Source organism: Oerskovia rustica, assembly GCF_014836555.1.
Taxonomy (GTDB): domain Bacteria; phylum Actinomycetota; class Actinomycetes; order Actinomycetales; family Cellulomonadaceae; genus Oerskovia; species Oerskovia rustica.
The window spans coordinates 1-12,396 of sequence record NZ_JACSQQ010000058.1; the positions used below are offsets into that span (position 1 = coordinate 1).

General features: G+C 75.3%; 11 protein-coding genes, 1 pseudogene and 1 riboswitch. All 12 genes and pseudogenes read right to left on the bottom strand.

The genetic code is table 11. The features are described from left to right. Nucleotides 1–450: pseudogene (locus H9652_RS18980) on the bottom strand (deaminase); the annotation flags it as partial. Between the two features lie 113 nt (nucleotides 451–563). Continuing rightward, a riboswitch (FMN riboswitch) is annotated at nucleotides 564–689 on the bottom strand. 238 nt (nucleotides 690–927) lie between these two features. After that, the gene (gene rpe / locus H9652_RS18985; RefSeq protein WP_191798318.1) at nucleotides 928–1,590 is read right to left on the bottom strand and encodes a ribulose-phosphate 3-epimerase; all 663 of its coding nucleotides are present in this window, start codon (nucleotides 1,588–1,590) and stop codon (nucleotides 928–930) included. 99 nt (nucleotides 1,591–1,689) lie between these two features. Continuing rightward, a complete protein-coding gene (locus H9652_RS18990; RefSeq protein WP_191798320.1) occupies nucleotides 1,690–3,309 on the bottom strand; it encodes an RsmB/NOP family class I SAM-dependent RNA methyltransferase in 1,620 nt (539 codons plus the stop codon). Continuing rightward, nucleotides 3,306–4,259: a methionyl-tRNA formyltransferase gene (gene fmt / locus H9652_RS18995; RefSeq protein WP_191798322.1), complete on the bottom strand. Its 954-nt coding sequence runs from the start codon at nucleotides 4,257–4,259 to the stop codon at nucleotides 3,306–3,308. Before fmt ends, H9652_RS18990 begins: the two co-directional genes overlap by 4 nt. 86 nt (nucleotides 4,260–4,345) lie before the next feature. Next, on the bottom strand, nucleotides 4,346–5,005 hold the full coding sequence (locus H9652_RS19000) for an HAD family hydrolase (RefSeq protein WP_191798324.1): 660 nt from the start codon (nucleotides 5,003–5,005) through the stop codon (nucleotides 4,346–4,348). Continuing rightward, nucleotides 5,002–7,284 carry a primosomal protein N' gene (locus H9652_RS19005; RefSeq protein WP_191798326.1) on the bottom strand — a complete coding sequence of 761 codons (2,283 nt, stop codon included), beginning with the start codon at nucleotides 7,282–7,284 and terminating at the stop codon, nucleotides 5,002–5,004. The genes H9652_RS19000 and H9652_RS19005 overlap by 4 nt, the downstream gene beginning before the upstream one ends. A gap of 52 nt (nucleotides 7,285–7,336) precedes the next feature. After that, a complete protein-coding gene (gene metK, locus H9652_RS19010) occupies nucleotides 7,337–8,533 on the bottom strand; it encodes a methionine adenosyltransferase (RefSeq protein WP_191798328.1) in 1,197 nt (398 codons plus the stop codon). 65 nt (nucleotides 8,534–8,598) lie between these two features. After that, nucleotides 8,599–9,834: a bifunctional phosphopantothenoylcysteine decarboxylase/phosphopantothenate--cysteine ligase CoaBC gene (gene coaBC / locus H9652_RS19015; protein ID WP_191798330.1), complete on the bottom strand. Its 1,236-nt coding sequence runs from the start codon at nucleotides 9,832–9,834 to the stop codon at nucleotides 8,599–8,601. A 76-nt stretch (nucleotides 9,835–9,910) separates the two neighbouring features. Next, nucleotides 9,911–10,183, bottom strand: a complete 273-nt coding sequence (gene rpoZ / locus H9652_RS19020) for a DNA-directed RNA polymerase subunit omega (RefSeq protein WP_030151367.1) — start codon at nucleotides 10,181–10,183, stop codon at nucleotides 9,911–9,913. A 165-nt stretch (nucleotides 10,184–10,348) separates the two neighbouring features. Continuing rightward, a complete protein-coding gene (gmk, locus tag H9652_RS19025) occupies nucleotides 10,349–10,963 on the bottom strand; it encodes a guanylate kinase (protein WP_191798333.1) in 615 nt (204 codons plus the stop codon). A 1-nt stretch (nucleotide 10,964) separates the two neighbouring features. Then, complete coding sequence (mihF, locus tag H9652_RS19030) at nucleotides 10,965–11,276, bottom strand: integration host factor, actinobacterial type (protein WP_030151369.1); 312 nt, start codon at nucleotides 11,274–11,276, stop codon at nucleotides 10,965–10,967. A 128-nt stretch (nucleotides 11,277–11,404) separates the two neighbouring features. Continuing rightward, nucleotides 11,405–12,295 carry a tyrosine-protein phosphatase gene (locus tag H9652_RS19035; RefSeq protein WP_191798331.1) on the bottom strand — a complete coding sequence of 297 codons (891 nt, stop codon included), beginning with the start codon at nucleotides 12,293–12,295 and terminating at the stop codon, nucleotides 11,405–11,407. Nucleotides 12,296–12,396 lie beyond the last annotated feature (101 nt).

The window sequence follows — 12,396 nt, forward strand, 5'->3', positions numbered from 1 at the left end:
CCGCCGGGCTGCGCGAGGCCGAGGGGGAGCGCCTCCCCCGGCGGCGACGGGGTTGGGGTCGGCCACGGCGTAGACGACCTCGGCCACGCCCGCGTCCAGCAGCGCCTGGGCGCACGGACCCGTGCGTCCGGCGTGGTCGCACGGTTCGAGAGTCACCACGGCCGTCGCGCCCCGCACGTCCACGCCGCGCTCGCGGGCGTCGGCCAACGCTGCGGCCTCGGCGTGCAGGGTGCCCGCGCCGCGGTGGAAGCCCTCGGCGAGCACCACCCGGGGCGAGGCGTCCACGGGGCCGGGGGCGGCGGCGTCGGGCAGGGAGTCCGACGGGCGGGGCGCTGGGCCCAGCAGGACGGCGCCCACGCGCGGGTTGGGGCCGTGCGCGGGGCCCCGCGCGGCCAGCTCGAGCGCGCGCACCATCGCGGCGTCGATCGTGAGTGTGGGCCTGGCGCCCATGCGTCCTCCTCCCGGTGAGCACGACGCTCCGGGGTGAGGGGGTCGACGACGTCACGGGACCCGAGGGTCCACGGACGTCACGACACCACGGCACAGGGCTTCGCCCCGCGCCGCCACGTACTTCCTCCCATCCGGACTTTCACCGTCGGTCCTGGAGTTCCACCAGGTCAACCACGCCGAGGCGTGGGTCGCGGACTGTCACCGCCGGCTCGGAATTACACCGACCCCGGAGCACGTGTGTGCGTACTGCTCGTTCTGCTGCCGTCGAGCCCCGGGCCCGCGCTCCCTGAGGGGCGCTGCGTCCGGCGGCTCGTCTCCACCCAGCATGCCACACCGGCATCCCCCGGCAGGACCTCGATCCGGCCCGTCCCGCGAGCTGGACCGATGTGAACAGCTGTGAACCGCTGTGAACCGCTCAGGGATGCGGTGACCGCCCGGCGGTGCGCCGGGAGCGAGCTGCCGGACGGTCGGTGGCGGTCAGTGCGTGTGCTGGTCCGCGAGCGCCCGCAGGGCCGCGATCTCGCCGGGGACGTTCTCGGCCCCGTACACGGCCGAGCCGGCGACGAACACGTTGGCGCCGGCGTCGGCCGCACGCTCGATGGTGGCGCGCGAGATGCCGCCGTCGACCTGGACCCACACGTCGAGCCCTGCCTCGGACACGGCGTCGCGGATGCGGCGGACCTTGGGCAGGACGCCCTCGATGAACGACTGGCCGCCGAAGCCGGGCTCGACGGACATGACCAGGAGCATGTCGAACTCGGGCAGCAGGTCCAGGAACGGCTCGACCGACGTCGCGGGGCGCAGCGCGAGCCCGGCGCGCGAGCCCAGGCGGCGCAGCTCGCGGGCCAGACGCACGGGGGCCGTGGCGGCCTCGGCGTGGAACGTGACGGACGCGGCGCCGGCCTCGGCGTAGCCGGGGGCCCAACGGTCGGGGTCGGCGATCATGAGGTGCGCGTCGAGCGGCACCGGGGACACCTGGGCCAGGCGCTCGAAGATCGGCAGCCCCAGGGTCAGGTTGGGCACGAAGTGGTTGTCCATCACGTCGACGTGCGCGTAGTCGGCGGTCGCGATCGCGCCCAGGTCGCGCTCGAGGTTCGCGAAGTCGGCGGACAGGATGCTGGGAGCGATGAGTGCGGACATGGGCACCAGCCTAGAGGGCGCCCGCGCGCCGTGCGGAGGGCGCGCGACGGCCGGGCCGGGTGGCCTTCACCACCCTGCCCGGCCGCCGGCGGGTGCGTCTCAGGCCCGACGGCGCAGCAGCGTCAGGTGCATCGCGTCGGTCCCGTGGACGTGGGGCCACAGCTGTACGTCGGTGCGGTCCGCGAGCGGGATGTCGTCCCCCGCGACCTGGCGCACCGCGGCGGCCGCGTCGAGGACCTCGACGTCGTCGCGCCCGGCCAGGACGTCCTTGACCACGAGCTGGGTCTCCGCGAGGTGCGGGGAGCACGTGACGTACCCGACGACGCCGCCCGGGCGCACGGCGTCCAGGGCCGAGCCGAGGAGCTCGCGCTGCAGCGTCGTGAGGGTCGCGATGTCCCCGGGGGTGCGGCGCCAGCGCGACTCGGGGCGGCGGCGCAGCGCGCCCAGGCCCGTGCAGGGGGCGTCGACGAGCACGCGGTCGTACGCGCCGGGCTCCTCGACCCCCACCTGGCGCCCGTCACCGACCTGCACCCGCTCGACCGCGTCGGCGGGCACGGCCGCGAGCGCCTGCTCGACCAGGCGGGCCCGGTGGGGTGCGACCTCGTTCGCGACGATGCGTGCGCCCTGCTCGCCCGCGAGGGAGGCCAGGAGAGCGGCCTTGCCGCCCGGGCCCGCGCACAGGTCGAGCCAGCGCTCGTCGGGGTTCGCTGCGCCGCCGGACCGGTCGCCCGCCGCGGCGTCGCTCGTCGCGGGGAGCGTGGGCGTGCCCGCGAACGCGAGCGTCACGAGCTGGGAGCCCTCGTCCTGGACCCCGGCGGCGCCGTACCGGACCGCGGGGATGGCGGCGGGGTCCGAGCCCGACAGGACCAGGGCCGTGGGCGTCCAGCGCCCGGGGGTGGTCGTGGCGTCCCCGCGCACGTCGTGCGCGACCTCCCCCGCGAGGCGCTCGCGGCTGACCAGGCCCGGGCGGGCGACGAGCGTGACGCGCGGCGCGGTGTTGTCGGCCTCGAGGAGCTCGGCCAGGTCGTCGGCGGAGCGTCCCGTCCCGACGAGGGCCTCGCGCATCGCCCGGGCGATCCACACCGGGTGGGACTGGGTGGTCGCGAGGCGCGTGACGTCGTCGGGCGCGTCGAGCGTGATGGCCTCGAGCCACTCCTCGAGGGTCGAGCGGGAGATCTTGCGCAGGACCGCGTTGACGAACTGTGCGCTGCCGGCCCCGGCGCGCGCCCGGGCCAGGCCCACGGTCTCCGAGACGGCCGCGTGCTGGGCCACCCGCATGCCCAGGAGCTGGTGGGCGCCGAGGCGCAGCAGGTCGAGCACGTTCGGGTCGACCTGGTCGAGGGGGCGGTCCACGCACTGGGCGATGATCGCGTCGTAGCGCCCGCGCAGGCGCAGGGTGCCGTAGGCGAGCTCGGTCGCGAACGCGGCGTCGCGCCCGCGGATGCCGCGCGCGCGCAGCAGCGGGGGCAGGACCAGGTTGGCGTACGCGTCGGAGGTCGCGACCTCCTGCAGGACGTCGAACGCGACGTTGCGCGCCGGGTCGGCACCCTTGGCGCGCTGCGAGGGCGCCGCCTCCGAGCGCTGGCCGGCCCCGCGGGCGCGGGCAGCGCCGCGCTCGCGGCCGTGCGCGTCGCGACGGTCGGGGCTGCCGGAGCCGCCGCGACCGCCCTGTCCGCGTTCGTGCCCGGGGGTACCGCCGGTGCGTGCCTCGCCGCTCATGCCTGGTCCTTCGTCTCGTCAGGGGTGCCCAGGACGACGCGCTCGCCCAGGCGGGCGCCGCGGGCCCAGTCGGTCGCGGCCATGTGCTTCTTGCCCACGGGGGCCACCTCGCCGAGCGCGACGGCGTGCGTGCCGGTGCCCACCAGGACCTCGCGCTTTCCGGCCCGCAGCTCGCCGGGCGCCAGGTCGTCCACGTCGGGGCGCGGCGTCACGGGGCCCAGGCCCAGGCGGGCGCCGTCGGGCAGCGTGGTCCAGGCGCCGGGGGCGGGCGTGCAGCCGCGCACCTGGCGGTCGATCGCGAGCGCGGGGTGCGCCCAGCGCACGCGGGCGTCCTCGGGGGTCAGCTTCGCGGCCGTGCTGATTCCCTCGGCGGGCTGCACGACCGGGGACACGATGCCGTCCTCGATCGCGTCGAGCGTCGCCACGAGCAGGCCGGCGCCCGAGGTCGCGAGCCGGCCCAGGAGGTCGCCCGAGGTGTCGCGGGGGCGGATGGTCTCGGTCGCGGTGCCCAGCACGGGCCCCGAGTCCAGGCCCTCCTCGATGAGGAACGTCGTGGCTCCCGTGACCTCGTCGCCCGCGATGATCGCGCGCTGCACCGGGGCCGCGCCGCGCCAGGCGGGCAGGACCGAGAAGTGCAGGTTGACCCAGCCGAAGCGGGGCACGTCGAGGACCTCGCGGCGCAGGATCTCCCCGTACGCCACGACGGGCGCGCAGTCGATCTCCAGGGCCGCGAGACGGGCCACGAACTCCGCCCCGCGGGGACGGTCGGTGATGACCGGGATCCCGGCCTCCTCCGCGCGCACGCGCACCGGGCTGGGCGTCAGCCTGCGGCCGCGACCCGAGGGCGCGTCGGCGCGGGTGAGGACGGCGACCACCTCGTGCCGGGAGTCGATCAGGGCATCGAGGGCCGGGACGGCCACGTCCGGGGTTCCGGCGAAGAGCACACGCATGGGGCGAGTCTAGGCGGTGCGCCCCTCCCGGCCCGCGCCGGGATCCGCCCCGGGCGGTCCCCGGTGGGTGGGTGCCGGCCCCCCGCTCAGGCCTCGCGCACGCCGACGCCGAGGTCGCGCAGGGTCGCGCGCAGGCCCGCGGCGTCCTCGAAGTGCAAGGTCCGGAAGCCCAGCGCCCGGGCGGCCGTGACGTTCGCCACGGAGTCGTCGACGAACAGGGTGCGCGCGGGGTCCAGGGCGAAGCGCTCGGTCGCGGCCTCGAAGATGCGCGGGTCCGGCTTGACGAGCCCCACGCGCCCCGAGACCAGGACGTCCTCCATGAGGCCGATCGCGGGCGCCGCGGGCTCGGCCTCGTGGAACATCTCCGCGGACCAGTTCGTCAGGCCGTACAGGCGTACCCCGAGCGTGCGCAGCTCGCGCACGATCTCCTGCGTCCCGGGAACCGGTCCCACGAGGCTCGCCGCGAAGTTATCGGTGTACACGTCCAGCATGCTCACGTGCTCGGGGTGGTGCTCGGCGAGCTCGCGGCGCGCGTCGGCCCAGGACCGGCCCGCGTCCTGACGCGCGTTGAACGTGGGGAAGTCGACGGCCTCGAAGAACGCCTCGACGTCGGCCCTGGCCATGCGCCCGGCGTAGGCGGCGTAGGGGTCCCAGGTCACCAGGACGTTGCCGAAGTCGAACAGGACCGTGTCGATCCGGGCCCGGGCCGAGCTCTCGGACGGGGTCTCGCGCGGGACGGTGCTCACAACATCTCCTTGGGGTCGAGCTGGACGCGTACGCTCCCACCCTCGCGCTTCGCGGAGCGGACCGCCAGGGAGGCCGAGAGCTCGCGCGCGAGCCGGCGTCCCTCGCGCAGCGGGACGCGCACGATCGTGCGCACGGGAGGCTGCAGCGAGGGGTCTCGCCCGGCCCCGCCCCGTGCGGGGCGTCCCACGGCCTCGGGGACCTCGACGGGCCCCAGGGTCGTCGAGGGGTCCGCGAGGCCCACCCGGGCCACGACGGCGTCCACGGCCTGCCGGTCGCCCGTGATCGCCGCGACCCGCACCGCGGGCGGCAGGTCGAGCTCTCGACGCTCCGCGAGCTCGCGGTCCGCGAACCCGGCCGGGTCCCAGCGCACCAGGGCGTTGGTGGGTCCGGGGGCCGCGTCGCCCACGAGCAGCACCTGCCCGCCCTCGCGGGCAGAGCGCACCAGGCCCGCTGCCGCGAGCCAGCGGTGCAGGGCGTCCTGGGCGACCGCGAGCCCCACGTGCGCGGTGCTCAGGGCCGCGTCGAGCAGGAGGGCGGCGGCGTAGCCGCCCTCCGCGACGGGCTCGGCGCCCGGTGTCGCGACGATCACGGCAGGGCGCGGCCCGACGGCGGAGAGCACCCCGCCCGGCGCGCTCGCCCCCGAGACGCGCACCGTGACGCCCGGGAAGGCCCGCCCCAGCTCCTCGGCCGTGCGGCCCGACCCGACGCGCACCGAGCGCAGCCCCGTCCAGTGGCACTCGTCGCACGACCACGCCCCGGCCAGTGCCCCGCACCACGCGCACTGCGGTGGTGCGCCCGGACCGGGCAGCATGAGGGGACCGTGGCACGTGCCGCAGTGCGCGGCCGTCCGGCAGCGTGCGCACGCCACGACGGGCATGTACCCGGCCCGCGGGACCTGCACCAGGACGGGCCCGGTGCCCAGGGCGTCCCGCACGGCCCGCCACGCCGCGCTCGGCAGGCGGGCGGCGGCCCCGGCGCCCTCGGCCGCGAGCTCGACCGACGTCAGCGCCCGCACCCGAGGGGCACGCGCGCGCAGCACGTCGCGGGGGGCCGCGACCTCCCGGGCCCACCCCGACTCGAGGAGCGCCTGGGCCTGCACCGTGCGGCTGACCGAGCCGAGCAGGAACGCGGCCCCCTCCTGCTCGCTGCGCAGGGCCAGGACCTCCCGGGCGTGCGGGTAGGGCGAGCGCGGCTCGGCGAGGGTCTCCTCGCCGTCGTTCCAGCAGGCGACCAGGCCCAGGTCCTGGACGGGCGCGAACGCCGCCGCGCGCGTCCCGACGACGATGCGCACCTCGCCCCGCAGCGCCGCCAGGAAGCTGCGGTACCGGGGCGAGGGGCCCTCGTCGGCCGTCAGGCGCACGAACTGCCCCGCGCGGCGCGCGGTGTGCGGGGCGTAGCCCGCGAGCTCGAGGGCGAGGGACATCTGGTCGACGTCGCGCGCGTCGGGCAGCACCACGAGCGCGCCACGCCCGCCCGTGACCGCGGCACGCACGGCCTCGGCGAGCGCCAGGGCCCAGTGCTGGACGCCCTGCGCGGGGTCCTCGTCGCTCGTGCCGTGCCCACCCGCGGCCCGGGCGACCTGGACGGGCACGCCGTCGGCCACGCGGCCCGGCAGGGCCGTCCAGACCGCACGCGGCGCCGACCCGCCGACCAGGTGGTTCAGGAATGCCGCGCCGCCGCGGTAGGGAGCCCACTCGGAGGGGCGTGAGGGCGCGGCCTTCTGGGCGCCGGGGGCGCTCGCGCGCCCCTCGTCGTCGGTGCTCGGGTCCGCCGGTGCGTCCACGGCGATCGCCTCGCTGCCCGACGGCGCCGCCTCGGCGCGCGCGTGGCGCGGCGGGATCGCGAGGCGCAGCACGTCCGAGAGCGTGCCCGCGTAGTGGTCGGCGACCGTGCGGCACAGCTGCGCGACCTGCGGGGTGAGCACCCGCTCGGGCGAGACGAGGCGCTTGAGAGGGACGAGCCGCCCGTCGTGGTCGCTGTCCTCGGCCCGCGCCAGGACGAACCCGTCGACCTCCTGCGGTCCGAACCGCGCCTTGACCCGGACGCCGGGCTGCGCGCCGTCGGCCATCGAGGCCGGGACCAGGTAGTCGAACGTCTGGTCCAGGTGGTGCGGCACGAGGTCCAGGACGACGCGCGCGACCGGCAGCGCGCTCGCGATCTCGAGCGCGCCCACCGGCCGGGCGGGCCTGCCGCCCGTGCGGCTGCCACCCGGCGCCTCGGGCGCGGGGAGCAGCGTGAGCTGCTCCCCCGCGTCCTGGGGCACGTCCTGGCTGGTCATGGCCCTATCTCAGCACGCGCCACCCACGCCGGGCGAACCCGTGCGACGTGGCTCAGACCGCGGCCTGGAGGGCCGCCACGCGATCCGTGCGCTCCCAGGTGAAGTCGGGCAGCTCGCGCCCGAAGTGCCCGTATGCCGCGGTCTGCGCGTAGATGGGCCGCAGCAGGTCGAGGTCGGCGATGATCGCCGCGGGGCGCAGGTCGAAGACCTCGTCGATCGCGGCACGGATGCGCTCGACCGGGACGGTCTCGGTGCCGAACGTCTCGACGTACAGGCCCACGGGGTGCGCCTTGCCGATCGCGTACGCGACCTGCACCTCGCAGCGGCGCGCGAGGCCCGCCGCGACGACGTTCTTGGCGACCCAGCGCGTGGCGTAGGCGGCCGAGCGGTCGACCTTCGACGGGTCCTTGCCCGAGAACGCGCCGCCACCGTGACGGGCCATGCCGCCGTACGTGTCGACGATGATCTTGCGGCCCGTGAGCCCCGCGTCGCCCTGGGGCCCACCGATGACGAACTTGCCGGTCGGGTTCACGAGCAGGCGGAAGTCCGCGACGTCCAGGTCGAGGTCCTCGACGACCGGGGCCACGACGAGCTCGGCGACCTGGGCGCGCAGCGTCTCCTGCAGGACGTCCTCGTCGTGCTGCGTCGACAGGACCACGGTGTCGAGGCGGACCGCGCGGTCGCCGTCGTACCCGATCGTGACCTGCGTCTTGCCGTCGGGACGCAGGCCCGGCAGCGACCCGTCCTTGCGGACCACGGCCAGGCGCTCGGCGAGGCGGTGCGCGAGGAAGATCGGCAGCGGCAGGAGCGTGGGGGTCTCGTCGCTCGCGTACCCGAACATGAGGCCCTGGTCGCCGGCGCCCTGGGCGTCGAGCGGGTCCAGGTCGGACGTGTCGTCGCGCTGCTCCAGGCTCTTGTCGACGCCCTGGGCGATGTCCGGGGACTGCTGGCCGATCGAGACCGAGACGCCGCACGAGTCGCCGTCGAAGCCGATCGCGGAGGACGTGTAGCCGATCCCCCGGACGACCTCACGGATGATCTGCGGGATCTCGACGTACGCGTTGGTCGTGACCTCTCCCGCGACGTGGACCAGGCCCGTCGTGACCATGGTCTCGACCGCGACGCGGGACGTGGGGTCCTGCTCCAGGAGGGCGTCGAGGATCGCGTCGGAGATCTGGTCACAGACCTTGTCCGGGTGGCCTTCCGTCACGGACTCGGACGTGAACAGGCGCAGGTCGTCAGAACTCATGTGGTCCAGCGTACTGTCCCGCCAGGTGATACCCGACATCCGACCACTGAGACGTGGACGGGATCTCAGTCCGTGGGCGACGAGATCGGGGGCGAGGCCTTGAGGACCGTGTCCCACACCGCGTCCGCGACCTCGCGCTTGGTGCCCTGGGCCTGGGCGACCGTCTCGCCGTGGGCGTCGACGATCAGGACCTCGTTGGTGTCCGTCCCGAAGCCCTTGCCGTGCCCCACGGGGTTGATCACCAGGAGGTCGGCGCCCTTACGGCGGGCCTTGGCACGGCCGTGGTGCCAGACGTCGCCCGTGTCGTCGCCCGTCTCGGCCGCGAACCCGACGACGACCTGACCCGGGCGCAGGCGCTCGCGCGCGAGCTCCGCCAGGATGTCGGGATTCTCGACCAGCTCGATCGGGGCGGGCCCCTGACCGGGGACCTTCTTGATCTTCGAGGCCGGTGTGCGGGCCGGACGGAAGTCCGCGACCGCGGCCGTCATGACCACCACGTCGGCGTCCGGCGCCAAGAGACGCATCGACTCGCGCAGCTCGGCGGTGGAGCCGACCCGGACGACGTCGGCGACCCCGTCGAGCGGCTCGGTCAGGTTCGCCCCGACGAGCGTCACGTCGGCGCCCCGGTCCTGGGCGGCGCAGGCCAGGGCGATGCCCTGACGCCCGCTGGACAGGTTCCCGATGAAGCGCACCGGGTCGATGGGTTCGCGCGTGCCGCCGGCCGAGACGACCACGCGCAGTCCGGCGAGGTCCTGGGCCACCACGGGCGCGGCGGCCCGTGCGGCGACCTCCAGGGCGACCCGTGCGATGTCCTCGGGCTCGGGCAACCGGCCCGGGCCCGTGTCCTTGCCCGTCAGCCGTCCGCTGGCAGGCTCGATCACGTGCACCCCGCGCGAGCGCAGGGTCGCGACGTTGGCCACGGTCGCCGGGTGCTGCCACATCTCGGTGTGCATGGCCGGGGCCATCACGACCGGGCACGACACGGTCAGCAGGGTCGAGGTGAGCAGGTCGTCCGCGCGGCCCGCGGCCGCCCGGGCGAGGAGGTCCGCCGTGGCGGGGGCGACGACCACCAGGTCCGCGCCCTGGCCGAGCGCGACGTGCGCGACCTGCGGGACGTCGTCGAACACCTCGGTGCTGACCTTCTCGCCCGACAGGGCCTCGAACGTCGGCGCCCCCACGAAACGCAGGGCGGACGCGGTGGGGACGACCCGCACCTGGTGCCCCTGCTCACGCAGGAGCCGCAGCAGGAGGACGGCCTTGTAGGCCGCCACTCCCCCGGAGACCCCGAGAAGGATCCTCATCGGTACGAGCCCTCCCTCTGTGCCGTGCACGCCGCGCCCACCCGGACCGCGGAGCCGCCCGCAGGCGGCCCGGCGGTCAGGAGGCGGGTGCCTCGACGGTCTCGATCGTGAGCAGGCCCTCGTTGATCTCGCGCATCGCGATCGACAGCGGCTTCTCCTGGTTGCGGGTCTCGACGAGCGGGCCCACGTTCTCCAGCAGGCCCTCGTTGAGCTGCGAGTAGTACGCGTTGATCTGACGCGCGCGCTTGGCGGCGTAGATCACGAGCGCGTACTTGGAGTCGGCGCGCTCCAGCAGGTCGTCGATCGGCGGGTCGGTGATGCCCTCGGGGGCGGCGATGGTTCCAGACACAGTCTCACTCCGTGAGTCAGGGGGGGCCTGCGGCGGCTCAGACGGTCGCCCGCAGGATGGTTCAAAGAGGTTGCGCGCGCTCATGACGCACACGCCTGACGACCAGTCTACTGGGCAGGCACAAATCGTCGTGGTGCCCACGCCCGGGGCGCGGCACCTCGACGGTCATGCGACGGGCGTCAGACCCATCGCCTCGACGAGCGCGTCGGTCGCCCGGTGCACCTCGTCGTTGACGATCACGACGTCGAACTCGGGCTCGGCCGCCAGCTCGACGCGGGCCGTGGCGAGGCGACGCTCGCGCTCCTCGGGTCCCTCCGTCCCGCGCCCGACGAGCCGACGCTCGAGCTCCTCCCAGCTCGGCGGGGCGAGGAACACGAACCGGGCCTCGGGCATGGACGCGCGCACCTGGCGTGCGCCCTGCAGGTCGATCTCGAGCAGGGCCGGGACCCCCGCCGCGAGCTTCTCCTCGACCGGCCGGCGAGGGGTCCCGTACCTGTTGCGTCCGTGCACCACGGCCCACTCCAGCATCTCGCCCGCCTCGACCAGCCGGTCGAACTCCTCGGCGCTGATGAAGTGGTAATGGACGCCGTCCACCTCGCCGGGTCGAGCGGCACGGGTCGTCGCGGACACGGACAGCCACACCTGCGGGTACCGCGCGCGGATGTCCGCCGACACGGTCCCCTTCCCGACGGCGGTGGGCCCCGCCAGGACGGTCAGGCGGGCAGGGGTCGGTGATGCGGCAGGCGCCGGGGCGGCCTGCTCGGCGGGTGAAGCGGAAATGTCAGCCAAACCTCTCGATGAGCGCCGCGGACTGGTGGGGTCCCAGCCCGCGGACACGACGTGTCTCGGCGATCCCGATCTCCTCCATGATCGCCCGGGCCTTCACCTTACCCACGCCGGGCAGCGACTCCAGCAGCGCGACGACGCGCAGCTTGCCGATCACGTCGTCCGTGCGTCCCTGCTCGATCACCTCGGCGAGGGAGCCCTGGGAGTGCTTCAACCGGTTCTTGACCTCGGCCCGCACCCGACGGGCCTCGGCCGCCTTCTCGAGTGCCGCCGCGCGCTGCTCGGGGGTCAGGGATGGTAGTGCCACGCAAGTCACCTACTTGTCCTCAGACGGATGGGCCCACACGTGCACCGGGGCCGCCGACCGGATCTGATGCCCCCGGTGGCGACCTCGACACCCTCGAAACTAGCCACACCTGGCAGGTCAGGCAACGTTCACACGCCCTGAGCAGCGAACTTCCTCGCGATCTTCGCCCTGGTCGCAGGCCCGGCGCCGCACGCGTCGAGGTAGCCGTCGATGCTCCCGAACTCCGTCTCGGCGAGCGTCCAGGCGCCCTGGAGATACTCCGGCTCGACGCCCAGGAGGGGGGTCAGGGCGTCCTTGTCGAGGCCGGGGATCGGGGGGATCACGGCTGAGAGCCCCTCGACGGCCGCGCCGCTCGCGAGGTACTCGGCGAGCCGGTCCTCCTCGCTCACACCACACACGTGCTGGACGAGCGCGACGATCCAACCGGTCCGGTCCTTGCCCGCCGAGCAGTGCACGACGACGGTGCCGTCGGCCTCGGCGACGTCCTCGAGGGCCTCCCCGACCGTCCGGCGGATGGTCGGGTCCGTGACGAACGTCGCATAGACGCCGTGCATCATGGCCCGTGCGAGCGCCTGCGGGTCCTCGGCGCCGAGGAGGCGTCCGATCATCGCGGCCGTGTCCGCGGAGCGCTCCTCGGTCGCGACGTCCTCGGCGTCGGGCACGCGCTGGTCGGCGGCCGACCCGTCGCCCGCGCCCAGCGCATGCCCGACGCCGACGCCCGGGTCCATCCGCCGCGGCACCACCCGCGTGGTCGCCTGGACGACGTCCTGCCCGTCGCGCTCGACCTCGTCCTCGCCGCGCAGGTCGAGGTCGAGCGTCACGCCCAGTGCCGCGAGCGCCGCGACGCCCTCGGGAGTCAGCCGCGACAGGCTCGCGGTCCGCACGAGCACGCCCGTGCGCAGCGGTGCGGTCGCGCCGGCCGGGACGGCACGGCCGCCCACGTCGCGCGCGTTCCAGGTGCCGGGGATGTCGAGGGTGTCAGGGGTCTGCCGGTCCGAGGCGGCGAGGGAGGAGGTCATGGGACGAGTCTGTCAGGCCGGCGCACCGACGGCCCCCTGTCGGCCCCGTGCGGGTCGCCGTCTCCGGGGGATTCACCCCGGACCCCCCCCCGGGCGCCCCC

What these genes read in the sequence shown, in the direction of transcription:
- rpe (WP_191798318.1), bottom strand. Translation starts at nt 1,590, where the DNA reads ATGTCCGCACTCATCGCTCCCAGCATCCTGTCCGCCGACTTCGCGAAC.
- H9652_RS18990 (WP_191798320.1), bottom strand. Translation starts at nt 3,309, where the DNA reads ATGAGCGGCGAGGCACGCACCGGCGGTACCCCCGGGCACGAACGCGGA.
- fmt (WP_191798322.1), bottom strand. Translation starts at nt 4,259, where the DNA reads ATGCGTGTGCTCTTCGCCGGAACCCCGGACGTGGCCGTCCCGGCCCTC.
- H9652_RS19005 (WP_191798326.1), bottom strand. Translation starts at nt 7,284, where the DNA reads ATGACCAGCCAGGACGTGCCCCAGGACGCGGGGGAGCAGCTCACGCTG.
- metK (WP_191798328.1), bottom strand. Translation starts at nt 8,533, where the DNA reads ATGAGTTCTGACGACCTGCGCCTGTTCACGTCCGAGTCCGTGACGGAA.
- coaBC (WP_191798330.1), bottom strand. Translation starts at nt 9,834, where the DNA reads ATGAGGATCCTTCTCGGGGTCTCCGGGGGAGTGGCGGCCTACAAGGCC.
- H9652_RS19035 (WP_191798331.1), bottom strand. Translation starts at nt 12,295, where the DNA reads ATGACCTCCTCCCTCGCCGCCTCGGACCGGCAGACCCCTGACACCCTC.